Genomic DNA, 24,974 nt, shown 5'->3' with positions numbered 1-24,974 from the left:
GCATCACCTGTATATTAATCAATTTTTTTTATTTCCATTTGTAACTTGAGCCGGTTGGAAGATTAGCACTCTTGCCCTGTGAGTGCTAAATTGTCTAATGGAAGCGCTAGAGAAATAAAACATGGCGAAAATTATTGCATTTGACGAGGAATCGCGGCGAGCTCTAGAAAGGGGTGTTAACGCCCTTGCCGATGCCGTAAAAATCACCTTGGGGCCCAAAGGTCGCAATGTCCTTTTAGAGAAAAAATTTGGCGCACCTCAAATTGTCAACGATGGTATCACTGTTGCCAAGGAAATTGAATTAGAAGATCCTTTGGAAAATACTGGTGCAAGACTCATCCAGGAAGTGGCCTCAAAAACTAAAGATGTCGCTGGGGATGGTACAACCACCGCCACCGTTTTAGCACAAGCCTTGATTCGGGAAGGTTTGAAGAACGTCGCGGCGGGTAGTAACCCAGTTAGCTTGAGACGCGGGATCGACAAAACTATTGAGGCACTGGTACTAGAAATTGCCAGAATAGCCAAGCCAGTAGAAGGAAGTGCGATCGCTCAAGTTGCCACTGTCTCTGCTGGTAACGATGAAGAAGTTGGCCAAATGTTAGCTCAAGCAATGGAAAAAGTCACCAAAGATGGTGTAATTACCGTTGAAGAATCTAAATCTCTAACCACCGAACTAGAAGTAGTTGAGGGGATGCAGATTGATAGGGGTTACATTTCACCCTACTTCGTCACCAACAACGAGCGGCAAATCGTCGAATTTGAAAACGCTCGGATCTTGGTTACTGACAAAAAAATCAGCAGCATCCAAGATTTAGTGCCGATTTTGGAAAAAGTTGCCCGTTCTGGTCAGCCCTTGCTGATCATCGCTGAAGATGTTGAAGGTGATGCTTTGGCAACTTTGGTGGTGAACAAAGCGCGGGGTGTACTAGCCGTAGCTGGGATTAAAGCGCCTGGGTTTGGCGATCGCCGCAAAGCTTTGTTAGAAGATATTGCTATTCTCACCGACGGACAGTTGATTTCGGAAGAAATCGGCTTAAGCTTGGATACCGCTGCTTTAGAAGCGCTGGGAACTGCCCGTAAAATCACCATTGACAAAGAAAGCACCACAATTGTCGCTGGCAGTGTCACCAAGCCAGAGGTACAAAAACGGATTGCTCAAATTCGCAAACAGTTAGAAGAAACCGATTCTGACTACGATCGAGAAAAACTGCAAGAACGCATCGCCAAGCTCGCTGGCGGTGTGGCAGTGATTAAAGTGGGTGCGGCAACCGAAACCGAACTCAAAGACCGTAAGCTGCGGATTGAAGACGCGCTCAACGCTACTAAAGCCGCAGTGGAAGAAGGTATTGTTCCTGGTGGTGGGACAACTCTAATTCACTTAGCTAAGAAGGTACAAGAGATTAAACAGACTCTACAAAATGACGAAGAAAGAATTGGGGCTGATATTGTCGAACGAGCGCTAGAAGCGCCCTTGCGCCAAATAGCAGATAACGCTGGTGCTGAAGGTTCTGTGATCGTCTCGAAAGTTCGCGATAGCGACTTCAACATTGGCTACAACGCCGCTACTGGCGAATTTGAAGACTTGATTGCTGCTGGTATTATTGACCCTGCCAAAGTCGTGCGTTCAGCTTTGCAAAACGCTGGTTCCATTGCTGGTTTGGTCTTAACCACCGAAGCGATCGTTGTTGAAAAGCCGGAGAAGAAATCCGCTGCTGCTGCCCCTGACATGGGCGGTATGGGCGGCATGGGTGGTATGGGCGGTATGGGCGGTATGGGCGGCATGGGCATGTTCTAAGATTCTGCTCACCCAAATAAATATTTTTTCAGCAGTTTGTCTTGCCAAGGCAAACTGTTTTTTTATACTTACCATTGCTGATTTAGAAGCAATATGTTATCTGTATTGCTGGTAACTTACTGATCGTAAATAAACTTACAGTAGTTTTCATCTATTTAAACTACACGTATCGTAGGGGCACAGCATTGCTATGTTCCTACAACGCGACCCTATTTTATCTGAAAATAGCTGTAATTATGAAACTTTTCAGTGCTTAGTTGTGAGTACAACTGATTACCAACAAAATGTTGATGACAAAATTAGCAACCTAAATAATTGCTTAAGCTATAAATTGCCCTTTTTGGATTAATTTTTGTAAAATTACGTGTAAGTCGTCAGTTGTCACGAGTCAATTACTTTTACTAATGACAAATGACTAATAACTATTAGGTAAGATTGCATGGCACGAAAACTGCGTCGCCTTCCCAAAATACTAAATAGGCCATCATATGAAGATGAGTTCTATCACCAACCAGGGACTATACCTGGAACTATTTTTATTGATGAAGATGCTCCACCACCAATAATTTTCTTGATTGACTATAACCAAACTAATTACATCCGCGAACAAATAGCAACTCCAGAAGAGTGTGTGCCATATCTGGAGATGGAATCTATTTCTTGGGTAGACGTACAAGGTTTAGGTAGTCAAGATATATTACAACGATTAGGTAAAGTTTTTGAGTTACATCCTCTAGTTTTAGAAGATATAGTTAATGTACCAGAACGCCCCAAAACAGAGGATTATGAAGACCAATTGCTATTCATTGCTCGCATGGTAGTAGCAAAGGAAAAAACATGTGGTTTTTACAGCGAACAAGTGAGTTTAATATTGGGAAAACATTATTTGCTGACAGTCCAAGAAGAACCAGAACATGATTGTTTTGAAGGAGTGCGATCGCGAATCGAAAAAAACAAAGGTATCATCCGTAAACAGGGAGCAGATTATTTAGCTTATGCTCTATTAGATGCAATTATTGATGGGTTTTTCCCGGTACTGGAGCTTTATGGGGAGCGAATCGAAGAGTTAGAAGAGGAAGTAATAGTTAAGCCTACCCCGCAAACACTACAAAATATTTATCAAATTAGGCGAGAATTACTACAACTACGTCGTGCTATCTGGCCCCAGCGAGATGCAATTAACTCCTTGATTCGAGATGCTCCCGATTTGATTAGTGAAGAAGTGCGAATCTACCTGCGTGATTGTTATGACCATACAGTCCAAGTGATGGATATGGTAGAAACTTACCGAGAGCTAGCATCTGGATTAATGGATGTGTATCTTTCGGCAGTGAGCAACAAAATGAATGAAATCATGAAGGTACTAACGATAGTTTCAACAATTTTTATTCCACTAACTTTTGTTGCCGGAATATATGGTATGAATTTCAATACTGAAAAATCGCCATATAATATGCCTGAATTGAATTGGTATTGGGGCTACCCAGTTTGCATAGCAGTGATGGTAGCGATCGCACTTAGTTTAGTATTCTTTTTTTGGCAGCGAGGCTGGCTGCAAAATTCTGTAACAATCAAGCGCAATTAAAAATTGCAGATCAGCGATGAGTCGAATAAACATTCATTAGCACCGGGAGTTAAGATTCTGAGTTATGAGGAGTAGCGACCAGAATTTAGTAGTTTTGACAATTTATATTATCGGTGTTTCCTATGTTTTTAACCGCATGGTTGAATCCATCGACGACCAAATTAAGTTTGAGTTTAAAAAAGGAATCGTTGACGAGCAACTCAAAGAACAAAATCTCGACGATAAAATTGGAATTTCCTTTAAACTCAAATCCTCATACCCCATTGACGATTTGAAAGATTTAGGAATTAGCATTGAAAATAAATCTGAAAATATTGCTGTATATGTTGACTGGGACAACAGTTCTTTAGTAGTTGAACATAGCAAGCAATCGCGCCGTGTAATTCGGAAATCACCAGACTTAACCCGCGACTTAGCAGTACCCCAAAGTCCTAGCCTGATTGCTCCCAGGAAAACACTTTCTGAAACGGTGACAGCAGAAGATGTATTCGAGCGCGATCCAGCAGCTGGAACCTACTTAGCTAAAAAGCCACTAATTGATATCAACGGTCTGCAAAAAGGGCAAAAAAAGCTTTACAACGACTTTATTAACAGAAGAAAGGAGTTGGACTTTTCCTTGCAACTAGTGCTCAGAGTATCTGAAGTGCGTTTAGGTTTATCTCCAGGCCGTGATTTTCCTCCCATTAGCATTATCAATTGTCCTTTCACAGTCAAGAAACTACCTTGGACTTACGCTCTACCTTGGAATAAAAAAAAGCAATAGCATGTCAACATGCTATGTCAACAGTACACTGGATCTAAGGAGAGAGTAGGCGCAGGCGGTTGCAGATCGGTGATAGTCACTGGTTTGAGGAAAGTCCGGACTCCCGAAAGACCAAACTTGCTGGATAACGTCCAGTGCGAGCGATCGTGAGGATAGTGCCACAGAAAGATACCGCCAGATCAATTAAAAATTAAAAATTAAAAATGTAAAATGAACAATTTTTAATTTTTAATTTTACCTTTTTAATTGATCTGGTAAGGGTGCAAAGGTGCGGTAAGAGCGCACCAGCAGTATCGAGAGGTGCTGGCTCGGTAAACCCCGGTTGGGAGCAAGGCGATAGGAACTACGGTTGGTCTTTTACCAGTTCCGCTCAAAGAGAGCCGCTTGAGGCGTTTGGTAACAAACGTCCCAGATAGATAACTGCCCTCGCAAGAGAACAGAACCCGGCTTATGTCCTGCTCTCTCCCCCTTTTTTACTGCTAAGTGCTGAGTTAGGAGTTAGGAGAGACGCGATTAATCGCGTCTGTACAAGAGTTAGGAGTCAGAAGTAAGTATTTTTCCCCTGCCTCCCCTGCTCCCCCTGCTCCCCCTGCCCCCCCTGCTCCCCCTGCTCCCCCTGCCCCCTGCCCCCAATGCCCCTTGCCTATCCACGCCGTCAGCGGCAACTCGAAAGTTTAGTCCAAAAATTAGGTTTGTCGCTAGAAGCACCTATAAAGTGGGAATTGCTGGATTTAGCGCTAACTCATCCTACTGTCTCTGATTCGGCAAATTATGAACAGCTGGAGTTTGTTGGCGATGCAGTGGTGCGGTTGGTGTCGGCTGTTGTGTTATGGGAAAATTATCCCGATTGTCCAGTAGGGGATTTTGCGGCAATTCGTTCGGTGTTGGTGAGCGATCGCATCCTCGCCCAATTGGCCAGAGTTTATGGTTTGGAGTTATACTTACTAGTCGCTGGTAGTGCTACTGCTGATAAAGTTGGTCAAGAGTCACGACTGGCAGATGCTTTTGAAGCCGTTCTGGGTGCGCTTTACTTAAGCACTCAAAATCTGGAACTGATCCGCTCTTGGCTAGATCCCCACTTCCAACAACTAACAACAGAAATTCGCCTCGATCCTGCCAGACTTAATTACAAAGCTGCTCTTCAAGAATGGACTCAGGCACAATTTAAAGTTTTACCAGAGTATCGGGTTGTGGAAGTCAATCAACCGCACCGAAATCAAGAACGTTTTGTCGCTGAAGTGTGGCTGCACGGAAACAAGCTTGGAGAAGGTAAGGGACGCTCGATCAAAACTGCCGAACAAGCCGCAGCTAAGGTAGCTTTTTTAGCAATTCCTCAACCGGAAATACCCTGAACCAAAAATACGGCTGATAAACTGATAATTAGTTGTTTGTCAGTGGTCATTTGTTCCTAGTCCCTTGCATACTAATGACTAATGACTAATGACTAATGACTAATGACAAACCAAATTAAAATTGCTGTCATCGGAGTTGGGCGTTGGGGAGTGCATTTGCTGCGGAATTTCTTAGCACATCCTCAAGTAGATGTAGTTGCTGTAGTAGACCCCCATCCAGAACGATTAACGGCGATAAAGCAGCAGTTTGATTTAGATAAAAATGTAATATTAACAACAGAGTGGGAAGATTTGAAAAAAGTGTCAGGGTTAACAGGAGTGGCGATCGCTACTCCAGCTACCACCCACTATGCTTTAATTAAAGACGCTCTCCAACAGGGATACCATGTTCTGGCAGAAAAACCCCTAACTCTCAACCCAGCAGAATGCAGGGAACTTTGCTACTTAGCAGAGCAAAATCATTTAATACTCATGGTTGACCATACTTATTTATTTCACCCAGCAGTTGAGCGAGGAAAAACTGTAGTACAGGCGGGTAAATTAGGTGATTTACGCTATGGCTACGCAACGCGCACCCATTTGGGGCCTGTCCGGCAAGATGTTGATGCGCTGTGGGATTTAGCTATTCACGATATTGCTATATTTAACGCTTGGCTAGGTCAAATCCCTGTGAAAGTACAAGCAACGGGTACGGTGTGGCTACAGGGCGCAGGGGAGCAGGGGAGCAGGGGAGCAGAGGTGAGTCCATATACAGATTCTGTTCTGCCTCAAGGTTTGGCTGATTTAGTATGGCTAACATTGACATACCCAGATGGCTTTCAAGCTTATATTCACTTGTGCTGGCTGAATCCTGATAAACAGCGACGGCTGGGAATTGTGGGCAGCCTTGGCAGCTTAATTTTTGATGAAATGTCACTATCATCACCTTTAACCCTACTAAATGGTGAGTTTGAGCAGCAGGGCAATCAATTTATTCCTGTGAATCAAAGGCAGATAGTGCTGGAATTAGAAACAGGCGAACCATTGGGGCGGGTCTGCTCCTCCTTTGTTGCCTCTATTCTCAGCAATACTCCTTCAGAGATTTCGTCTGGCTGGGTAGGCACTGAATTAGTAGAAATTCTTGCTGCTTTAACACTATCTCTTCAGCAAGGCGGCAAACCTGTTTTTCTGAATGATAGTCAAGGATAAAAGTAACGACTTTTGCCAAAATTACCTCTCGGAACTCCCATTCGCACAAACTCCTCTTTTTGGAAGACTTACCAGGATAGTTTGCAGCGGCGAAAGACGAATCTCGCAAGTCTCTTTCCCAAGTAGCAGCAGAGACTTCGGGAACATCTCTTTGTCTACCCCTGCTTTTAGAGACTTGTCGATCCCCAAAGAGGGACTTACCCCAGACTCCTGTAGGCTAGGGAAGTTGTTTGCATTTGCCCCATCATTCCCAGAGGAAAATCCAACATCCCCTATATTTGCTTCTTTCTTGGGAACTGGTAACAGCGAAATATCAATCAAAGGCATGGTAATCTTCAGTGTCGTACCTTGATGAAGTCCCGCACTCTCAAGAGTAATGGTACCTCCCATGAGTTCGATTAAGTTTCGTGAAATCGCTAGTCCCAGTCCAGTACCTTCAAACTGGCGGGTAGTTGTGCCATTCACCATTACAAAGGGGCGAAATAGCTTGTGCTGTTGAGTTGGATCGATACCTATACCTGTATCTTTGACAGCAACTACCACCTGAGATTTACCATTACTATATTGAATTTCTGTAGCAATGGTGATGCTTCCTGTGTCGGTGAACTTAGTCGCGTTGCCAATAACATTAATCAACACCTGCTTCAGTTTTGGTGCGTCTGCCTGAATTGGTATCGCTTGGGGATCTAACTCACATTTCAACTGCAAGCCTTTTTGTTGAACATTAACTGATTGTAAATTAATCACCTCTAACAATATTTGTCGGAGGTCAATAGGTGTATTGACGACTGAAAGCTTACCTGCTTCGATTTTAGAAATGTCGAGTAAATCATTAATAATGCCTAGCAAGTGAATCGTTGTTTCATCGGCACGTTTGAGGAACTCCATTTCTTCTTCCCGGTCATCACATAAGCCATCTTCAACCAGGCGAATACAGTTAATAATAATATTTAATGGGTTTCTCAATTCATGCGAAGTCGTAGCCAGAAACTGGCTTTTAATCTGGTTAGCGGTTTTTGCTTCTTTCCAAGCTATTTCCAGTTCTTCTGCTCCAGCTTTCAGGCGTTCTACCATTTGGTCTAGTGCTTGGGCCAGTTGATTGAATTCCCGGATTTGAAAATTGTGAGGAACTGGTTGTGCGGCATGGTGAGAATGAATATTGAGAGCGTAGTCTCGCAGTTCTTCTACAGGACGTGCCAAATAAGGAGCTAGATATAGGGATGCTAACAAACTTGCACCAATCAGACCAACTGTCAAAACAATGAGAATTAGTTTGATTTCCTCTAAACCAAAAAGCGCATTATCGACACTAGTAACAGCTAAGACTATCCATTTTTGCTGCTGCTGTTGGGTGAGTGGATTTGCAATAGCTGTATAACCAGCTACTAATTCTTTCCCCTCTGTAAAAGACAAATTTACCGAATCATTTTGTCCGGCAATTGCATTTTTAATTATGCTTTTGAGTTGGGAAGAATTTGAGCGCTGATTGATATTAGTTCCCACCCAGTCGGTGAGTGGATGCGCCAAAATTGTGCCATCTTCAGCAATCACTACCATAGCGCCTGTGAGCGATCCCGGCGCATTTCTGGTTTGTTGGTACAATGCAGACTGAATACTTAAGCTGTAAACTAAATTTTTACGGCTATCGGAAACTGGTGCAGATAATACTACTTGCAGTTGATTTTGTGTATTTCTTTTTCCAGTTATTCCTGTCTTTGGCGGAAAGCTTGCTTTGACATCAATTCCGTCACTAGGCAAAGGTAATCTCAATTCTCCAATTGCTCGATCTCCACAGCTACTGGCGATTATCTTCTGCTTTAAGAGGTTCGTTAATTGGATGCACTCAATACTTGCTGGAAGTTGTTGCTTTAACTGCGTGAGAATTTCTTGCTCTTGTATAAGCGAACCCGACGGAATTACCGTTGTTTTACTTACACTCAGCAAATTAGCTTTTAAGATAGCGATCGCATCTCCAATTCTCTCCCCTTTACTGATGGCGCTTTCTGTTAAATTTTGCCGTGCAGTTCCCAATATGCTAGAACGTGCCTTATTTAAGGCAACGATCTCGCCTATAAGTAAAACTGGAACGAACAGCAGCAATATTCTCGTTACTAAAATTCGACGAAAGGAAGATTGGCGGGAATTAATCATCGAGTGTCTCACTTTGCATCTGCAAACCACAACAGCAAAGATATGTAATTAGACCAGCTAGATGAGACATTTTATTAAATTATCAGAATTTTATTTTCAATGTTTAAAAATAACAAATTGCTATAATTCAAAAAGAAACGTGGGATACCAAAACTTATATATGCTAAATGTAGAAGAGGTTGTTGTTGCATATGAATACAGTGGTGAAATTGTGAAAGAGGCACTTGCAGGTATAGATTTTTTTGATAATCTACCCACTAGCAAAAAAAATAATAAAACTATCAAACGTATTTAATGTTGCAACATCGTCCTCATACTACAGTTGTTTTAGCAATGAGTGCAGATGGCAAGATAGCAGATTTTAAGCGATCGCCTGCTCGGTTTGGCTCAAGGGTTGATAAAGCACACTTAGAAAAACAAATCGCTGCCTCTGATGCCGTTTTATTCGGTGCTGGTACTCTCCGTGCCTACGGAACAACACTCACCATAACAGATCGAACTCTAGTGCAACATCGGGCGCAACGAGGGAAGCCTCCGCAGCCACTTCACATAGTGACTACACACTCTGCAAACCTCAATCCGGAAATTAGGTTTTTTAAGCAACCAGTTAGACGCTGGCTACTCACGACAACAGAGGGAGCACTTTCATGGAAAGGACGCTTAAGGACGCTTTCCTCAACTCTGGCAAGCAGAGCGCAGGAATGTCCTCCAGAATTTGAGCAGATTCTGGTTTTTGAAACACCAACGCGAGAAATTGACATTTCCGCAGCTTTAAAGCATCTAGCCACTCTACATATAACACGCTTGGTGGTCTTGGGTGGAGGTGAATTAGTCGCTTCCTTGCTGGAATTAGATTTAATTGATGAATTATGGCTGACTGTCTGTCCGCTGATTTTAGGTGGTAATACCGCACCCACACCCGTCGAAGGGAAAGGATTTTTACCCAATTTAGCTCCCAAGTTGCAACTTCTAGAAGTTCATACAATTGAACAAGAAGTGTTTTTGCACTATCGCCTGCAACGACCAGCAGATTAGATTACGCTAAGTAAAGTTATTGGGGATTGGGTATGGGGAAGAGGCTGAGGGGCAGGGAGCAGGGAGCAGAGGAGAAACTAATTTTTTATTCTCCCCCTTCCCTCCTTCCCCTTGCTCCTCTTTCCCCCACTCTCCACTCTCCACTCCCTACTCTCCTAAAAAAACCCAGACAATGGTGGAACAACTTAAGCCTCGCTATTCTGTCGTTTGGACGAACAAAATCGCTGAAGTACCCCAAAATGCCTGGAATGCTTTGGCAATGCCACTCAAAACGCCGTTTTTAGAATGGGAATGGCTGAACAATCTCGAAACCTCTCAAAGTGCTACGGCTAAAGCTGGTTGGTTGCCAAATCACTTGACATTGTGGCGAGATAGAACGCTGATTGCTGCTGCGCCACTTTATCTCAAAGGACATAGTTCTGGTGAATTTGTTTTCGATCACCAATGGGCAGAGTTAGCCGATCGCATCGGAGTTCAATATTACCCAAAATTGCTGGGAATGACACCATTTACTCCTGCTGAAGGTTATCGGTTCTTAATCGCCCCAGGAGAAGATGAGGATGAAATTACAGCGCTGATGGTGCATGAAATTGACACTTTTTGCTCCAAAAATCGAATTTCTGGGTGTCATTTTCTCTACGTCGATCCCCAATGGCGTCCGATGCTGGAACGGCATGGTTTTACAACTTGGCTGCACCACAGCTACATCTGGGAAAATGCTGGCTTTAAAACTTTTGATGACTACTTGAAAGTTTTCAACGCCAATCAGCGTCGCAATATCAAGCGGGAACGCAAAGCTGTCGAAAAAGCAGGTTTACGATTGCAACCGCTGAGTGGGGATCAAATTCCTCAGTCTTTGTTTCCCTTGATGCACCAATTCTATGCTGACACCTGTGATAAGTTTGGCTGGTGGGGTAGCAAGTATCTCACACGGAGGTTTTTTGAGCAGCTATACGCCGATTATCGCCATCGAGTCTTGTTTGTTGCTGCATATAGCGAAGAAGATAATTCTCATCCTTTAGGAATGTCTTTTTGTTTATTTAAAGATGACAAACTCTATGGACGCTATTGGGGGAGTTTTCAAGAAATAGACTGCTTACATTTTGATGCTTGCTATTATGCGCCAATTGAGTGGGCGATCGCTAACGGTATTCAAATTTTTGACCCTGGCGCGGGCGGGCGTCACAAAAAACGCCGTGGTTTCCCCGCTATGCCTAATCACAGTCTGCACCGCTTTTACAACAATCGTTTAGGACAAATTATTCGTCCCTATATTAAGGAAGTGAATCAACTCGAACAGCAGCAGATTGAGGCGATTAATGCAGAGTTACCATTTAGTAACCGAGATTCTTAAAAGTTTGCCAAGGCAGAGGGTGAACGAAGAATTACACTTGATATAGAGCGTAAAAACCCTGAAGAGAGAAAATTCCTTTTTATAGTGCTTATGGATTTAATAGTTGAAGATTTAGCCGCAATTGATGATAAACTTTCCCAGCGTCATATTGACCTCGATCCCGGTGGATATTTTATTATTTACTTGGATCGAGATGCAGGATTAATTTATGCCAAGCATTTCACAAATGTGATTGACGATCGCGGTTTAGCTGTCGATCCCGAAACGGGAAAGGTTATTCCAGCGCGAACAAAGGTGGAACGAACTCATACAACAGTTTTTAGCGCGAGGACGGCGAAAGAACTTTGCGTGAAAATCTTTGAGGAAACTCAGCCCCCTCCTGTAACTCAATTAAATCATGCAGCTTATTTGGGTCGAGAATTTGTTCGGGCTGAGGTGGCTTTAGTCACAGGGCAAGAGTATGTTCAGGATTAAAGTTAAAAGTGAGGAGTTAAAAGTTAATAGTTAGAAATTCATAACTCCTAACTCCTAACTCCGCCATTACCCATCAGATGATGGCTGATTTATCTGATAGATATAGTAAGTCGCCATTGGGATAACGGTGGCGGCAATTAACAATCCTACTACCCAAGCAGTAGCGTTACCTTGGTCAGTCTCTTCTGCTTTTTTGAAAGTGCCTTCTACTTGTACAGTGTCAGTGACTTGGGGTGGCCCTGGATCGGGTTTGCCGGAGAGAACGGCGACAAGGCGATCGCTTGCATCGAGAAATGCCTGATTGTATTTGTCACCATTGCGTAACGGCACACTTACTGTTTCAGTAGCGACACTCTCGGCAATAGAGTCGGTGAGTAAAGGCTTGACTCCATCCCCAGTAATAATGGCAGTACCATTGGTAACCGTATCAATAACCAATAAAGTTTGATTAGCTTGGGCTTCTTTTGTAGGAAACCATTTTTCAAACAGTTCTTTGGCGAAGCTTTCCGGTGTTTCACCGTAGTCGAGGCGGCGAACAGTAACAATTCTGACTTGCTTATCTGTTTGCTTTGCCAAATCCTCAAAAGCGCTGCTAATTTTACCTTCATTCAGACGGCTGATGACTTCACCTCGATCCAAAACCCAGGTGTCATTCCCTGCTGTCAGGCTGGGTATTTGATACACACCTGTGGCTAAAGCAGGTGCGGCAAACAGCGAAGCTGCTAAAATAACCGTCACCAAAGGTAGAATTAGCCGGATGAGGTGTTTTTGACTGTTAAATACTTGTTTGAGGAGCTGTTTCATCGTGCGATCCCTAAGACAGACTTGCACCCAAAATACTACAGAACCACTGTCAAAATCACCTCGTTCCCGGTTTTCTCCAGTATCAAATTTCTGCTACTGCCAGCAGATATATATTTTACGGGATTTTTTGATTGCCCAAACTTGGGATGATGGCGGTGCAAACATTAACTTGATAAGAAATACCGCCCATTTTGAGAATTAACCCAAATGCTTAGGGCGGAATTTGCAAACCATCTAAAAATAATATCGTATAATCAATATTTTTGGCAGAATTAAGCATATTTTTTCATATGTGCGAGTAGCTTTTTCTGCTCTACCCATTGATGAATAATATCTGCATTTTTCTGAAATTTTAGCCAAATTCATATCAATATAATATATACATGACCATAATTTTAACTAACGACGACGGCATTGATGCCCCCGGTATCCGAGCGCTGATCGAGGTTGTAAACGGCAAAAATGCTATTATCGCTGCTCCTGCCGATCATCAGTCTGGCTGTGGACATCAAGTTACTACCACTCGCGCCATCAACCTCCAGCGACGTTCTGAAACTGAGTATGCGATCGCAGGTACTCCCGCTGATTGTGTAAGAATTGCCTTAACACAAATTTGTGCAGATGTCAATTTTGTGCTTTCAGGTATCAACGCTGGGGGTAACTTGGGAGTCGATGCCTACATTTCTGGCACAGTGGCTGCGGTGCGAGAAGCCGCAATGCACGGTATTCCCGGAATTGCCATTTCTCAGTATCGCAAAGCCAAGCAGAATTTTGATTGGGATCTGGCTGCCAAATTCACAGATGAAGTTTTAGCTGACTTACTCAAGCGTCCCCTAGAACCGGGAAGCTTTTGGAATGTCAACTTGCCGCATCTGCAACCAGGAGAACCACATCCTGAGATAGTCTTTTGCCAAGCCTGTACCAAACCTTTGCCCGTCAACTATCGTATTGACGGCGATGATTTTTATTATGTAGGAGAATATAGCAAACGCGATCGCACTCCTGGCAGCGATGTGGATGTATGTTTTTCCGGTAATATCGCGGTAACTCAGTTAAAGGTTTAACATTCAGTTACTAGTTAGGATATTGGGGAGAACTGGTAGGAATATTAATCTTATGCCTTGTTTGTAGCGATCGCGATCGCTATCAAAATTTTCAAGGTTTTGAAATCTGGTAAAGTTTCAGTGGTACTGAACACTAATTTCAAAAAAAGGAGAACAATATGCAGTTTCTCAAAATTGTTCTTGTCGCTCTCATCTTAATGGTGAACCTGGTAATTGCTCAACCCTCTTGGGCGGGCAAGGATTTTACTAAGGGGGCTGACTATGCTGAGGTAACTCAGGCGCTCAATCAACTTCTAACTGTAAAGGATACACCAGAGCAAGCTGGCTATACACCAGAGGAGTTCCAGCAGCGACTGGCACAATTGCAGTTTCAGAAAAATGTCATAGAAACAGCTAGGAAGCGGGCGCAATGCCGCAATGAGACTGGAAAGACGTTGGCTGTCTATGCCAATAAACCAAAAAAATCTCCAACCCAACTCTACTTTTTGGGCGCAGGAACAATCACTGATGATGATTGGGATTGCGATGGCATTTACTTACCCGCGGGTTCTCAAGTGGTTCTAGGCCCGAACGCTCAACCACAACAACTGACTGAACCAATCGCCGTCAAGTTTGTCGATGGTACACAGTCTATTGCTAGAACCAATCCAGCCACTGGTGTAATTGAATTGAATGTTGAACCTGCCACAGTATTCAAGGCGGGTAAAAGTACCTGGTTGCTCCCCACTTTATCCCAAGCAGATATCGATACGCAAATTCCCACCCCACAACTCATTGACTAATCTCATCTAAATAATTCAACTTTTATGCATTTTCCGTATAAAAGTTGAACTAAAGTAATAGGATATGTAAATAAAAATCTTCAACGATTGAATAACCAAGTTTTAATTAAGAAAAAATTACAAGCCACGCTTGAGAAGATTCAAACTAATAGCGATGGCTCTCCCGTTACTAATTTGCAGCTAGATAAAACTCTAGCCGAAGAAATTGAACAATTAACCACGGAACTTGAGAGCGTCAATCCCAATCTCAATTCTCTTCTCTATGCTACTTCTTTGTTAGAGGGAGCTTGGCAACTGCAATATTCCACAGCCAGAGAAATACGTTCTTTAGTTTCTCTACCATTGGGATTAAAACTAGGTGAAGTTTATCAGGTAATTGATGTTGCAAATAAATTGTTTTTCAATCTAGCTAAAGTTAAACATTCTCTGGGGCTAGTATCGGGATATGTTAAAGTCACAGCTAGCTTTGAGCCAGCCAAAGAAGATTTAGAGCCTCTATCGAACAAACGCATCAACGTCTATTTTGACAAACGCTACCTATCGATTGAGAGGATTTTTGGCATTAATACCCCCCAACTTAACCCATTTAAGGTAGTTCCAGCGAATAATCCTACTAGCAGAACTGCCACACTGGACATTACTTACTTAGATGAAACCTTAAGAATTGGACGTGGAGGAGATGGAAGTTTATTCATTCTTAGTAAATCCAATGATTTACCTAACTTCACCTCCTGAGTTTGAAATTGAATGCGCCGCAGAATGAATATGGCTCTCTCAATAAAGCATCTTTTTATCAAGGTAAAACCAGGTTCTGCGATGCTAGAACTTAAAACATTAAATTTAAAAGTAGGTCATGGAATAGAAGGAGATATTAATGCCGATCCTATAAGCCCTAGACACGTTTTGATTGTTAGGTATGACGATATTTTCAACTTATCAATTAAACCAGGAGAATTGCGAGAAAATATTGTGTTTCAAGGTATAGAATTTGATAATTTTATCCCTGGAGCTTTGCTAACTTTTGACAGTGGTGCGGCAATTCGTCTAACTTTTCATTGCGAACCGTGTAAGCGAATAGCCCACCTCGTAAAATCATTAAAAAGCATCCAAGGTAAAAGAGGAATTTTAGGCGTAGTTATTAAATCAGGTCAAATACAGGTTGGTAATAATTTTCAGGTTCAAGCTAATAAATTTCCAGCATTATCTGAAAATCCTTATGAAAGATTCCTAAATTTTATTATCAAAATCCCAACGGGGAAAGTAGTTACATATAAACAGATAATCAAAGGAATGGGAGTAGATAATAGCTATCTAAGAGCTATACCTACATACCTGAAAAAAACCTCCGCTACTGATTATCCGGTACATAGAATATTAGACTCTAAAGGTTATTTGATAACTTATGTGAACCAACAAAAAAATCTGCTAGAAACTGAAGGGGTTAAAGTTTTATCTAATTCAGATTTATTGATAAATTTAAACAATAATTTTGTAGATTTTAAAAATTATCTATGGGAAGATAACACCATATATTTAAAATAGATATTAATAATGTAATATTCAGGGATATTGGGAATATGATCCTGTATTTTGAGAGGAAAAATACTTCATTTTATCAAGACGATCCCTGATTTTTGATTTGTTTAGATGTAGCTTCCATAAAATCGATAAAAACTTTTATGAGTTTATGGATTCCCTCGCTACCTCCTGCAATTAAACCTCCTGTTAGCAATGCATCTAAACAACGGAAAATCACTACTTGAATTGGATTATCTAAATCAATAACTACAAGTGGCTCGATTGAACGAATACCTATTGCGCTCATTAAAAGACCGAATAAAAGCGATGTCCATAGAGCAATTATTCGTGTATCAGATTTATAGGCTACTCTTTGGCGCTCTTTTTCATTTATATCATCAAATTGGGGCTGAAATGTTTTTAATGATTCTTGTTGACTTTGTGTAAAATTTTGAATTATTTGCTGTTCTAAACTCATTCCTTCAGGCGGGAGTCCACTAATTTGGTTTGATTCTAAAGAAGGAAACTGTTTTTGTTGGGCTTCCATATTTTTTATCTTTTCAGATACTAGAGCCTTTTCTTGCTGAATACTAATCTCTAACTGTTCGACAAACGGGCCTCGCCAAGTAGTTATAAAAACTTCTAAAGAACGCTCTAATAACAAAGAAATAAATAATTGTAAGGTGAGTAACTGGATAATATCATTAACCCCAAATGGTTTTAAAGTAAATGGTTTAGATGATAACCAAGCTGACAAAGTTACTACTAGAAAACTAATAAAGATTAACAGAATAAATAGAGGAGATTCTGGAGAAAGCTTTAGCAACGTATTTATACTCCTGTTTGGCGTCACAATATCTCACACAGCCTGGAGGTGAAAACTACACCTGCTGAGTAACTTAACAACGTTAATTTGATAGAACAGTAAATAATTTATGACTCCACCCTTTTTTTCAGGAGTGTGATGGGCTACGCCATTGTGGAAGCGATGTCTTCAATGGGCTACGCCTACGCACCTTGGTGGTAGCAGGGTAAAAGTATTGCTATACAAGCATTCCAGAATTAAATTATGTGAAGCTAGTGTGTATGGAGCGATCGCACTTCCTTAGATTAATGTGAAAAGGAGCCTTGAGGAAAGGGAGACGACGTTAGAGCAAACATAGCACCAACTAAAAACCCCTTCAAGCTTGAAGGGGTTTGTAGTAATGTTTGGTAATGGGATGGTAATTAGGGGGAGACAACAGCTTTTTCTGCTTTGTGAAGTATTTTCTTGTCAAAGTAACGAGATGATAGTACAGCATTTCAAAAATCCGTTATGAACCTCTGCAAGATGTACTTAGTAAGATAAGCTATTAGTGTTGCCTAATGATGTTAGCTGCGACTCGACAGCATTTAGGTAACTTGTATCATTCAAAGCTTGTGCCGGTAACCTTTTAGCGTTTACAGCAGCCTTAACCACATCTAGTGCAGTTAGGCTTCCTGTTTGATATTGAGATACCAAAGCACTACCACTAGGAATACCCTGTGCTTTAAGGTTACCTTGATAAGCTAGAAATGCAGCATCAAAGGGTTTCAGGTAGCTGACGTTGGTAGAATAAGTAAATAAATTGTTAGAATTGATAGCGATAGGTTCGCCACTATTGTTAGTACCTGTTTGAGCGCCACCGATTACAGGTAATAAAGCAATAGAACCAACAATGAGTACAGAATCCATCAAGGTGGAGAATTTCATAGAATTTATCCTTATTTAGAGTGAAGTGCAATTACTGTTCTTGAGTAATAGAATCTTACTTTTTATCAGTCTCAACTTCCTGCACTCAGGTCACCTGAACGGTTGATTTGTTACTCACCCATTCGGGCTATGTAATTAGCGCTAAAACTGAAAAATTGAAACCAGCCTCCAGTTTATGCAAAGTTGCTAAGACCCATCATGCGATCGGCAAGAACAGCAATATCAAAGGGTTTGAGGTATTTGATATTTGTGGAACGGCTGCGTAAAGTATTAAATTTCATAACTGTGTTGATTGATTTGGTACTCTTCCTATGAGTGGCTGTTTGAGTCCTAGCGATTCTAGGTAGGACACTAGAATCAATAAGGTGTGCAAAAGTCAGCGAGGGAAAGATCGAGGCTAATGCTGTGTTGGTAATAAATCGGGAGTAAAGTTCAGGGCAAACTTGAACAGATATCTATTTAACTGAGGTAATCTAAAAAGTTATGCAATGCTGTTACTCAGTTAGAGGCGTAGCCCAACTTTTGCTGTAGACGCTGCTTCGGCTTGTCGTCAGACATCTGTTAGCGAGGAACAAGCGTCCGCAGGAGCGTCACTGTTCAAAATAGGCATTGCATTTCTGCACTATCCTCTTCAACAGCAAATTGATTGGTTAACTATGATTGGTTCTAATTTGTCTATTCGGGTTTGCCGAACATAAAAATTAGAGTCAGCCGTAATTATTTTCATGTCTAGTTTGGGACGGAAATCATCAATAAATTAGTGCTAAAAACCGAATTTACAGTAGGTTTAACTATACATAATATGGATATGTAAGCACTGATGGAAGTGCAAATTTTATTAAACAAAAGCTAATTGATGCGAGGAAGAGTTATGACACTAGTTCGTTGGAATCCTTGGAGAGAAATTGACACTCTACAACATCAAATCAATAGTTTGTTTGAAGATACTAGAGTACCATCTGTATTGTTGGACAGAGGCTTGAGCAAAGTTCCTGCTGCTGAAATACAAGAAACTGAAGATGCAGTCCATCTGAAGCTAGAACTGCCAGGGCTAGAAGCTAAAGACCTGGATGTGCAAGTTACAGAAAACGCTGTTTACGTAAGCGGTGAGCGGAAGTCTGAAACCAAAACTGAGGAAAAAGGTATTACCAGAAGTGAGTTCCATTACGGTAAATTTCAACGCGTAATTCCTTTATCTACTCGGATTCAAAATACTAAAGTTACGGCAGATTATAAAGATGGTATCTTGAATCTGACACTGCCTAAAACTGAGCAAGAAAAGAACAAAGTTGTCAAAGTTAATTTGGAACAACCTGCTACCTAATGGGTTGCGATCGCACGACTCTACCTCCTTTGATAGATTGAGATAGCTAAAAGCCTGGTTACTCGCATAACCGGGCTTTTGTAATTTTGGCAAATGATTTAGGATTGCTATAAAATCGCTTAGTATCTTTGCTGTCTGGTTTTGCTAATACTTAATTTTGAAAGTATACTGAGACAAAAATACTTGTTTGGCAAAGCTTTTATACCCACCAGCAAGATCGGGGATATAGAATCATCGAGATGATTCCCGATTTTTTCAAAAAACCGGGAATTTTGTTGTTTGTGAATGATTAAGTATGGCTATATCGATTTAAGATAATGCACGATCGCCTTTGCTGTTGCCAAATTAGTTGCAAGTAAAACTTGATTAATAGTGCATAGCCTTAGCAGTGCTTCTTCATTTGCTTGGCCAGGTTGAGGTTGCAGCAAATCTCTCAGAAAAATAACTGCTGAAATTTCTCCAGATCCAACCAATGAAGCAATAGTTTGATATCCTCCAGAAGTTGGTGCGGAGGTTTGTTGACTAACAGTTATCCCAGCTTGTTGATGCAATGCTTCACTAACAGATGGCCACGTAATTGTAAAGCTCTGCGAGAAAAATTCTTGGTGCTGAGAAACAAATTCAGCAAGTTCTGATTTATTGCTTTCGTGAGCGATGAGGACTATATTTCTTTCAATAATCGTTTGAGGAGGCTCACTTATATTTGTTTCTTCTGAAGTTTCATCAAACCGCTCTTCTTCTCCCTCAGAAACTTCTTCAATAGTTTGACTGATGCTCTCAGTCGCTCCCGTTTCTGTTGTTTCCAAAGATTGAATATAATCTGAGTCAGAAACTTCATTTACTTGTGCAGGAACATCATCAACATCTACATTGCTTTCTTCAGTACTTGTATTACTCAAATCAATGTCTTGATTGCTGACAACTTCGGCAACGGTATTATCAGGTGCAGTTGATGCTTCAGAAAATTCGCTTATTGTTTCATCAACAGCAGAACTAGGTTCTACTTCGTCAACATCGGCCCTATCTTCTGCGGTAATTGGCGTATCCAAATCTAGCACTTCATCTTTAATATCCTGTGTAACTTGACTCTCCTGCTCTGGTACTTGGCTCAATGTTTCTAGCTGCTGAATGTCCTCGTCTTGAGCAGCTTCGCTGACAACCTCATCAACATCTGTACTAATTTCTTCTGTGACTGGCGTATCTAAATCTACTACTTCATTATGAGTAGCTTCGGGAACGGTACTCTCCTGTGCAGGAACTTCGTTGAAAATATCACGCGGCTGTACGAAGGTGACTTCTGCTTCTAGCGCTGCCTCTAACTCTGCATTCTCATTGTAGATAAGTTCTGGAATGGCACTTGGATCGCGCCGCTGTACGAAAGTAGATTCTGCCGCCAATGCTGCTTCCAAGCCTGCAACCTCATCGTGAGTGGCTTCTGGAAGGACACTTTCCTCATCAGGAGTTTCAATTATGTTTTCAGGTGAAGCGATCGCCTCATCAGGCTCAGTCAAAGAAACTTCTGAGGCTTCGCTAACTTCTGGAACTTCTACTTCTTCAACATCTGCGCTGAGTTCTGGCTCAGATGTTGTATGCAAATCCACAACTTCATCGTGGACATCGTGTCTAACTTCGCTGACTGCTTCTGATGACTGAATGATGTTTTCAGGAGCAATTACCTCAACAACCGGGGTGACATCATCAGGTTGGGTAGAAACAACTTCTGAGATTTGGCTGGTTTCTGGGGAAAGAGCATTAATTTCAGGTGTTTCTACTTCGTAAGTAATTGGCGCTGGAACTTCGTTGGCTACCTCTGGGGCTGGATTCGCAACGTTAGAAGGGCTGACATTTTCAGGCGATCGCGATCGAGAAAACAGTGAAGGGTCTATAATTCTAAAGACTGTCTCTGCTTGCTGATAAGCAGGAGCAACTGCTTCTAAGATCAGAGCGTAATCTGCAATCCGAATAACATCTCCATCGCTCAAAGAATATGGTCGATCTTTTTCAGCTTGTTTCCCGTTAAATATTGAACCATTTCTACTGCCAAGATCGCAAAAGTAGTAAGTTCCACCTTTCACAAAAAACTTAGCGTGTACCCGACTGATATCAGGGCTATCTAGGACTAAATCAGAATCAGGAGAACGACCTATTAGCCATTCTCCTCTCGTTGTATTTTCTACGGTAAGGTCAACTTCATTGACTTCACTTAGATTTGGTGAGTAGCTAACTTTTACTTTCATATTAATTTTTGATTAATTTTATTGATTTCTGCTACCCAGCGCTGACGGGTAGTATGTTCTAAATTTAAAATATCATCTTGTGACCAGTGAAAATGATAAGCAATAAAAGCTACCTCCTCATATAAAGTTTCAGAGGGGTAGCTCACGACTCCCCCGCGAGTTCTAGCTCTACTGAAAATTGAGTATCGCAGTGGGGACATTGTGTCGGAATGTGTACATTGCCTTGCTGATTGATTCGATTGTAAAATTCTCGGAGATAGGCAATGTCATGTAGCAGCAGTCCTTCGAGTAAATCTGGGCTAACAGAGTTGAAACTGCCTAAGCGAGTAATAACCCGTGCAAGCATCACCAAAACGCCATAAGCTGGATTTTCCTGAACTTTGCGCTCTTGTTGCACCAGAATTTCATCTTTGGCGGTGGCTAAACGCATTACCCCATGACGATGTACTCGGTGTTCGCTATCACTCAACCCTCTAGGAAGAGTAAAGGCAAATTCTGTGCAGAGAGTATCCTTTTTACGGCGCATAGGTAATTTGGGGAAGGTGGGGGCCCCTCTGGGGATAAGGGGTAATGGGGAAGGTGGGGATTGGGAATTGGGGAAGAAGCAAGGGAGAAGAGTTTTCCCCTCTGCCCCCCTGCCCCCCGCACCCCGCCCCTCTGCCTCTTTTCAATGCCCCATACCCAACTCAATTATGAAGAAGTGGTTCGGGGGAATTTATTGTATCTTCTGGTATGGAAGTTTCGCCTTCCAAGCCATTGATTCGACGGTAAAAATCTTGGAGGTAATTTAAATCTTGGGCAAAAAAGTTTTCCACTATTGCAGGAGTCACTTCCGATAAAGCACCCAAGTGGGTAATCACTCGCGCCAAGATAATAATTGTTGCATAAACGGGATTAGCTTTAACGCGTGGGTCACGCAAAGGTGCAATCTCGTCTATCGCCGTTGATAACCTCATTACACCCTTGCGGTGGAGGTTGCCTTCAGAGTCTAGATACCCCTTTGGCAGTACAAATTCAAACTCTGTTGAAAACATAGTCCTCCTGATTACTTCACACGTTTGAATTCCTCAAAGGCAACTTCCACCTCCTCAATTTCGATGTCATTACTGCGGGCGCTGACATCGGCAATTTTGTAACTTGCAGGCCAAGCACCGGCTAATTCAAATCTAGCTACTTCTTGATTTGCCTGATTATAAATAGACAAAGCAACAAGTCTACGTTGTTCAAACCAATTACCCTTTTCGACTTTTTCAAACCACTTCCAAAAATCCATAGAGTTGGTGATACCTCTACGCAGAGTGAGATTACCACTCTTGGGATTGCTAGGAAGCTGAGTTCTCACTACCAAACCTTTTGACTGTCCTTTTGTACCCCAGGTTTGAGAAGTGACTTCAGAAATTTCAATTGCCTCTTGTGTTCTTTTGAAGCCCTGACACTCCAAAAAGAAGCAATCGGTACTGTTTTGACCGTCTAGTGTCAGTCCTAAATAAAACCGATGCGCTGTAAGAATTTCCGGAAGTTGACCTGCGGATTGTACCACTGTTGATTACTGCAAATGCTAATTATTTGATCCGTTTAATTCCTTCGTGAACCAATTCAATGGTTTCATTGGCCATATCACCGCCAGAGGCACTTAAGGTAGGGCCAGTGTATTTACAGGGATAACAATTGACAATGTTCCACCTTGCTTTTTCAGTGTTTTGTTGGTCGTAAGCAACCACCGAACCAGTTTTACGCTTCTGTGCCCACTTACGAGGGTCACCCATGTCCTCGTTACAGTCTTGATACCATTTATAAAGGTCTATATCATCAGTGGCGATGACTTGTATGGTGATATTGGTAAATTTAACAACAGTTGGTGTAGCTTGGCGCATTAGTTTACCGCCCTTAGATGAACCGTGGACATCTTGCGCTGGAGTATTCTCAACGCCTAGTCCACTAATTTCTTTGATGAATTTATCAGTAATTCCATCAGCCTCAAAGTAAAATTTACAAGAGGTTAAAAATTCGCCTGCCATAGTTTTAGATTCCTTTTTGTGTAGTTAATTTGGTGAATGAGGAATGGGGAATGTGGGGCCCCCTCTGGGGATAAGGGGTAATGGGGAATGGGTACAGAAGAGAAGTCTTTCCCCCTACTACCACGCTTAGTGTTACTCGCTGTCTTCAATGCCATTCCATTGGCTGATGCGGAAAACAACAAATTCAGCGGGTCTGACAGGGCAAACACCGACTTCGATATACAAACGACCTAAAATCCTAGTTTCTGGTGGGTTTAATTCTTCGTCGCACTTAACATAGAATGCTTGTTCTGGAGATGCCCCAAATAAAGCGCCCTCACGCCAGATGCGTTCTAAGAAATTACTGACGGTGCGGGTTACACGTGCCCATAAATCTTGGTCGTTGGGTTCAAAAACCACCCATTGAGTCCCCAGTTCTAGGGATTTTTCGATATAGCTAATTAGTCTACGCACGCTGATGTAACGCCACTCGGTTTTATCTGGCTCAACTAAAGTGCGTGCGCCCCAAATGCGGATACCTCGGTTGGGGAAGCTGCGAATGCAATTTATGCCAAGGGGGTTTAATAGTTCTTGTTCGCGGAAGTTTGTGTCATAACCCAAACCAATTACGCCTCTGGGAACTTCATTTGCAGGGGCTTTGTAAACTCCTCTAGTTTCGTCGGTGCGGGCCCAAACGCCCATCACATGACCACAAGGAGGTACTAAAATTGGATTACCGCGATCGCGTGGATTAGGTACTTTGATCCAAGGATAATAAAGGGCCGCAAACATCGAACGACGGTTAAATCTATTCAACCATTCCACTACTTGTTGCGGTTTGACGGCTTCCGGTGGCGAATCAAGTACAACCATGCGGTTGGGCGGGTTGGGAATATCGCCACTGGCAGAACCCTCGCACATACTAATCATCAGCTCGATGATGCCGTGAACTTGATCTAAATTCAGCACCTGCTCTTGATAAGCCCGCATCACATCAGGACAAGCCAGCATGGTGATTTCATCAATTTCAAAGATACCGCGTACCCCAGTGCGATCGTCTCGAACCCCTTCTAAATTTTGCGAAAATCTATCGGGTGGGGTGGCTACAATTGGCGGTGCTAGTTCGTATTGACCATTAACCGGACGGCGAGCTAAAGGCTGTCCGCTTTGAGTTATGTCTTCTACAGTGACATACATCGAATTTCTTAATGCTGGGAGCGCATAAGTTGCTGCTTGAGCACTAGGCTCGCGGTTCATTGTCAAATTCTCATATTCCTCTAGAAGCTCATCTCCCCGACGAATTTGGATAGTGAAATATTCACCCGTATTTGGAGGTGCATCTCCTTCGGTACCTTCGGGTAGGGCGCGGGGCGAACCATCAATAATTACAATATTTACTAATCCGCCTGCTGCTTGCTCTGGGCGCAAAGTAAAACGGAGGGCTGGACGATTACCTCTAGAGTTAATTCGTAAGGTAGCCGGTTCTGGAGTCGCTGGTTTGGGTGCGCCTGGTAATTGAGTACCGATGCTTGTCACCCAGCAGCGGCCGCCACCATTCATAAAGTAGCCGTAGACTGAAAAGGGTAAATAGGCGTTGAAGTCGGTGAACCCATCAGAATTGAGACGGGCAAAGTAGTTGAGATATTGCGTCCAATTGGTTACTAGCACGGGCTTGTATAATTCAGCCCCACCACGAATATCTTCTGTAAAGCCGACAAATCCGGCAACTGCCGTGCTAACACCTTCAATTGGTCGGCTACCCCGGTCAATTTCTTCAATATAGACACCGGGAGCAAAGTAATCAAGTCTAGCCATGAAA

General features: G+C 42.3%; 26 protein-coding genes and 1 other RNA gene. 16 read left to right on the top strand and 11 right to left on the bottom strand.

The genetic code is table 11. From position 1 onward, the window contains the following. The first annotated feature begins 121 nt into the window (after positions 1–121). The 6 genes from groL to V7L01_RS21630 all read left to right on the top strand — a co-directional run bounded on the left by groL (position 122) and on the right by V7L01_RS21630 (position 6,683). Positions 122–1,795, top strand: coding sequence for a chaperonin GroEL (gene groL, locus V7L01_RS21655; protein ID WP_335038271.1), 1,674 nt, complete (start codon positions 122–124; stop codon positions 1,793–1,795). A gap of 439 nt (positions 1,796–2,234) precedes the next feature. Continuing rightward, positions 2,235–3,380, top strand: coding sequence for a magnesium/cobalt transporter CorA (corA, locus tag V7L01_RS21650; protein WP_335038270.1), 1,146 nt, complete (start codon positions 2,235–2,237; stop codon positions 3,378–3,380). Positions 3,381–3,444: 64 nt separating this feature from the next. Then, the gene (locus V7L01_RS21645; RefSeq protein WP_335038267.1) at positions 3,445–4,143 is read left to right on the top strand and encodes a hypothetical protein; all 699 of its coding nucleotides are present in this window, start codon (positions 3,445–3,447) and stop codon (positions 4,141–4,143) included. Between the two features lie 42 nt (positions 4,144–4,185). After that, positions 4,186–4,609, top strand: an RNA gene (gene rnpB, locus V7L01_RS21640) — RNase P RNA component class A. A gap of 166 nt (positions 4,610–4,775) precedes the next feature. Beyond that, on the top strand, positions 4,776–5,495 hold the full coding sequence (gene rnc, locus V7L01_RS21635) for a ribonuclease III (RefSeq protein WP_335038265.1): 720 nt from the start codon (positions 4,776–4,778) through the stop codon (positions 5,493–5,495). A gap of 102 nt (positions 5,496–5,597) precedes the next feature. After that, positions 5,598–6,683 carry a Gfo/Idh/MocA family protein gene (locus tag V7L01_RS21630; RefSeq protein WP_335038263.1) on the top strand — a complete coding sequence of 362 codons (1,086 nt, stop codon included), beginning with the start codon at positions 5,598–5,600 and terminating at the stop codon, positions 6,681–6,683. 21 nt (positions 6,684–6,704) lie between these two features. Here the strand turns inward: V7L01_RS21630 and V7L01_RS21625 are convergent, their stop codons facing one another. After that, on the bottom strand, positions 6,705–8,834 hold the full coding sequence (locus V7L01_RS21625) for an ATP-binding protein (protein ID WP_335038261.1): 2,130 nt from the start codon (positions 8,832–8,834) through the stop codon (positions 6,705–6,707). Positions 8,835–8,994: 160 nt separating this feature from the next. On the opposite strand from V7L01_RS21625, the gene V7L01_RS21620 reads away from it, so the two are divergent. The 4 genes from V7L01_RS21620 to V7L01_RS21605 all read left to right on the top strand — a co-directional run bounded on the left by V7L01_RS21620 (position 8,995) and on the right by V7L01_RS21605 (position 11,697). Next, complete coding sequence (locus tag V7L01_RS21620) at positions 8,995–9,129, top strand: hypothetical protein (RefSeq protein WP_335038258.1); 135 nt, start codon at positions 8,995–8,997, stop codon at positions 9,127–9,129. Beyond that, positions 9,129–9,869 (top strand): RibD family protein, encoded by a 741-nt coding sequence (locus V7L01_RS21615; RefSeq protein WP_335038256.1) that lies wholly within the window; start codon positions 9,129–9,131, stop codon positions 9,867–9,869. The genes V7L01_RS21620 and V7L01_RS21615 overlap by 1 nt, the downstream gene beginning before the upstream one ends. Positions 9,870–10,041: 172 nt before the next feature. After that, positions 10,042–11,223, top strand: a complete 1,182-nt coding sequence (locus V7L01_RS21610) for a GNAT family N-acetyltransferase (RefSeq protein ID WP_335038254.1) — start codon at positions 10,042–10,044, stop codon at positions 11,221–11,223. Positions 11,224–11,313: 90 nt separating this feature from the next. Continuing rightward, the gene (locus V7L01_RS21605) at positions 11,314–11,697 is read left to right on the top strand and encodes a DUF4346 domain-containing protein (protein WP_335038252.1); all 384 of its coding nucleotides are present in this window, start codon (positions 11,314–11,316) and stop codon (positions 11,695–11,697) included. 66 nt (positions 11,698–11,763) lie between these two features. Here the strand turns inward: V7L01_RS21605 and psb32 are convergent, their stop codons facing one another. Beyond that, the gene (psb32, locus tag V7L01_RS21600; RefSeq protein WP_335038249.1) at positions 11,764–12,501 is read right to left on the bottom strand and encodes a photosystem II repair protein Psb32; all 738 of its coding nucleotides are present in this window, start codon (positions 12,499–12,501) and stop codon (positions 11,764–11,766) included. 1 nt (position 12,502) lies between these two features. Here psb32 and V7L01_RS21595 point away from each other — a divergent pair, with 1 nt between their 5' ends. From V7L01_RS21595 to V7L01_RS21575, 5 genes are all read left to right on the top strand, one after another. Next, on the top strand, positions 12,503–12,703 hold the full coding sequence (locus tag V7L01_RS21595) for a hypothetical protein (RefSeq protein WP_335038247.1): 201 nt from the start codon (positions 12,503–12,505) through the stop codon (positions 12,701–12,703). A 181-nt stretch (positions 12,704–12,884) separates the two neighbouring features. Continuing rightward, positions 12,885–13,565 (top strand): 5'/3'-nucleotidase SurE, encoded by a 681-nt coding sequence (surE, locus tag V7L01_RS21590; protein WP_335038245.1) that lies wholly within the window; start codon positions 12,885–12,887, stop codon positions 13,563–13,565. 158 nt (positions 13,566–13,723) lie between these two features. Beyond that, complete coding sequence (locus tag V7L01_RS21585; protein WP_335038243.1) at positions 13,724–14,347, top strand: hypothetical protein; 624 nt, start codon at positions 13,724–13,726, stop codon at positions 14,345–14,347. 87 nt (positions 14,348–14,434) lie between these two features. Next, positions 14,435–15,082: a PAP/fibrillin family protein gene (locus tag V7L01_RS21580; protein WP_335038241.1), complete on the top strand. Its 648-nt coding sequence runs from the start codon at positions 14,435–14,437 to the stop codon at positions 15,080–15,082. Positions 15,083–15,112: 30 nt separating this feature from the next. Beyond that, the gene (locus V7L01_RS21575; protein ID WP_335038238.1) at positions 15,113–15,889 is read left to right on the top strand and encodes an MGMT family protein; all 777 of its coding nucleotides are present in this window, start codon (positions 15,113–15,115) and stop codon (positions 15,887–15,889) included. Positions 15,890–15,962: 73 nt separating this feature from the next. Here V7L01_RS21575 and V7L01_RS21570 read toward each other — a convergent pair whose 3' ends face one another. Both V7L01_RS21570 and V7L01_RS21565 read right to left on the bottom strand, forming a co-directional pair. Then, complete coding sequence (locus V7L01_RS21570; protein ID WP_335038237.1) at positions 15,963–16,622, bottom strand: hypothetical protein; 660 nt, start codon at positions 16,620–16,622, stop codon at positions 15,963–15,965. Positions 16,623–17,201: 579 nt separating this feature from the next. Next, a complete protein-coding gene (locus V7L01_RS21565) occupies positions 17,202–17,597 on the bottom strand; it encodes a hypothetical protein (RefSeq protein WP_335038235.1) in 396 nt (131 codons plus the stop codon). Positions 17,598–18,468: 871 nt separating this feature from the next. Here V7L01_RS21565 and V7L01_RS21560 point away from each other — a divergent pair. Further along, positions 18,469–18,921, top strand: coding sequence for an Hsp20/alpha crystallin family protein (locus V7L01_RS21560; protein ID WP_335038233.1), 453 nt, complete (start codon positions 18,469–18,471; stop codon positions 18,919–18,921). Between the two features lie 299 nt (positions 18,922–19,220). On the opposite strand, the gene V7L01_RS21555 is transcribed toward V7L01_RS21560, so the two are convergent. The 7 genes from V7L01_RS21555 to V7L01_RS21525 all read right to left on the bottom strand — a co-directional run bounded on the left by V7L01_RS21555 (position 19,221) and on the right by V7L01_RS21525 (position 24,970). Beyond that, positions 19,221–21,158 carry a methylglyoxal synthase gene (locus V7L01_RS21555; RefSeq protein WP_335038231.1) on the bottom strand — a complete coding sequence of 646 codons (1,938 nt, stop codon included), beginning with the start codon at positions 21,156–21,158 and terminating at the stop codon, positions 19,221–19,223. Continuing rightward, positions 21,155–21,304, bottom strand: coding sequence for a DUF6760 family protein (locus V7L01_RS21550; protein ID WP_335038230.1), 150 nt, complete (start codon positions 21,302–21,304; stop codon positions 21,155–21,157). The genes V7L01_RS21555 and V7L01_RS21550 overlap by 4 nt, the downstream gene beginning before the upstream one ends. Continuing rightward, positions 21,301–21,684 (bottom strand): phage tail assembly protein, encoded by a 384-nt coding sequence (locus V7L01_RS21545; protein ID WP_335038227.1) that lies wholly within the window; start codon positions 21,682–21,684, stop codon positions 21,301–21,303. The genes V7L01_RS21550 and V7L01_RS21545 overlap by 4 nt, the downstream gene beginning before the upstream one ends. Positions 21,685–21,844: 160 nt before the next feature. Continuing rightward, the gene (locus V7L01_RS21540) at positions 21,845–22,192 is read right to left on the bottom strand and encodes a hypothetical protein (protein WP_335038225.1); all 348 of its coding nucleotides are present in this window, start codon (positions 22,190–22,192) and stop codon (positions 21,845–21,847) included. An 11-nt stretch (positions 22,193–22,203) separates the two neighbouring features. Next, positions 22,204–22,698, bottom strand: a complete 495-nt coding sequence (locus V7L01_RS21535) for a phage tail protein (protein WP_335038223.1) — start codon at positions 22,696–22,698, stop codon at positions 22,204–22,206. A 22-nt stretch (positions 22,699–22,720) separates the two neighbouring features. Then, entirely contained in the window at positions 22,721–23,176 is a 456-nt protein-coding gene (locus V7L01_RS21530) for a phage tail protein (protein ID WP_335038222.1), read from the bottom strand. Positions 23,177–23,308: 132 nt separating this feature from the next. After that, on the bottom strand, positions 23,309–24,970 hold the full coding sequence (locus tag V7L01_RS21525) for a phage tail sheath family protein (RefSeq protein ID WP_335038220.1): 1,662 nt from the start codon (positions 24,968–24,970) through the stop codon (positions 23,309–23,311). Positions 24,971–24,974: the final 4 nt, after the last annotated feature.

Source organism: Nostoc sp., from assembly GCF_036917095.1.
GTDB lineage: Bacteria > Cyanobacteriota > Cyanobacteriia > Cyanobacteriales > Nostocaceae > Nostoc.
The sequence above is the reverse complement of the archived record's forward strand: the minus strand, read 5'-3'. Positions and strand labels throughout refer to the sequence as shown.

Coding starts and splice junctions, on each gene's coding strand:
- V7L01_RS21555 (WP_335038231.1), bottom strand. CDS start 21,158: ATGAAAGTAAAAGTTAGCTACTCACCAAATCTAAGTGAAGTCAATGAA.
- psb32 (WP_335038249.1), bottom strand. CDS start 12,501: ATGAAACAGCTCCTCAAACAAGTATTTAACAGTCAAAAACACCTCATC.
- V7L01_RS21575 (WP_335038238.1), top strand. CDS start 15,113: ATGGCTCTCTCAATAAAGCATCTTTTTATCAAGGTAAAACCAGGTTCT.
- V7L01_RS21605 (WP_335038252.1), top strand. CDS start 11,314: ATGGATTTAATAGTTGAAGATTTAGCCGCAATTGATGATAAACTTTCC.
- V7L01_RS21585 (WP_335038243.1), top strand. CDS start 13,724: ATGCAGTTTCTCAAAATTGTTCTTGTCGCTCTCATCTTAATGGTGAAC.
- V7L01_RS21625 (WP_335038261.1), bottom strand. CDS start 8,834: ATGATTAATTCCCGCCAATCTTCCTTTCGTCGAATTTTAGTAACGAGA.
- V7L01_RS21545 (WP_335038227.1), bottom strand. CDS start 21,684: ATGCGCCGTAAAAAGGATACTCTCTGCACAGAATTTGCCTTTACTCTT.
- V7L01_RS21565 (WP_335038235.1), bottom strand. CDS start 17,597: ATGAAATTCTCCACCTTGATGGATTCTGTACTCATTGTTGGTTCTATT.
- V7L01_RS21620 (WP_335038258.1), top strand. CDS start 8,995: ATGCTAAATGTAGAAGAGGTTGTTGTTGCATATGAATACAGTGGTGAA.
- V7L01_RS21560 (WP_335038233.1), top strand. CDS start 18,469: ATGACACTAGTTCGTTGGAATCCTTGGAGAGAAATTGACACTCTACAA.
- corA (WP_335038270.1), top strand. CDS start 2,235: ATGGCACGAAAACTGCGTCGCCTTCCCAAAATACTAAATAGGCCATCA.
- rnc (WP_335038265.1), top strand. CDS start 4,776: ATGCCCCTTGCCTATCCACGCCGTCAGCGGCAACTCGAAAGTTTAGTC.
- surE (WP_335038245.1), top strand. CDS start 12,885: ATGACCATAATTTTAACTAACGACGACGGCATTGATGCCCCCGGTATC.
- V7L01_RS21525 (WP_335038220.1), bottom strand. CDS start 24,970: ATGGCTAGACTTGATTACTTTGCTCCCGGTGTCTATATTGAAGAAATT.
- V7L01_RS21610 (WP_335038254.1), top strand. CDS start 10,042: ATGGTGGAACAACTTAAGCCTCGCTATTCTGTCGTTTGGACGAACAAA.
- V7L01_RS21630 (WP_335038263.1), top strand. CDS start 5,598: ATGACAAACCAAATTAAAATTGCTGTCATCGGAGTTGGGCGTTGGGGA.
- V7L01_RS21540 (WP_335038225.1), bottom strand. CDS start 22,192: ATGTTTTCAACAGAGTTTGAATTTGTACTGCCAAAGGGGTATCTAGAC.
- V7L01_RS21615 (WP_335038256.1), top strand. CDS start 9,129: ATGTTGCAACATCGTCCTCATACTACAGTTGTTTTAGCAATGAGTGCA.
- V7L01_RS21530 (WP_335038222.1), bottom strand. CDS start 23,176: ATGGCAGGCGAATTTTTAACCTCTTGTAAATTTTACTTTGAGGCTGAT.
- groL (WP_335038271.1), top strand. CDS start 122: ATGGCGAAAATTATTGCATTTGACGAGGAATCGCGGCGAGCTCTAGAA.
- V7L01_RS21645 (WP_335038267.1), top strand. CDS start 3,445: ATGAGGAGTAGCGACCAGAATTTAGTAGTTTTGACAATTTATATTATC.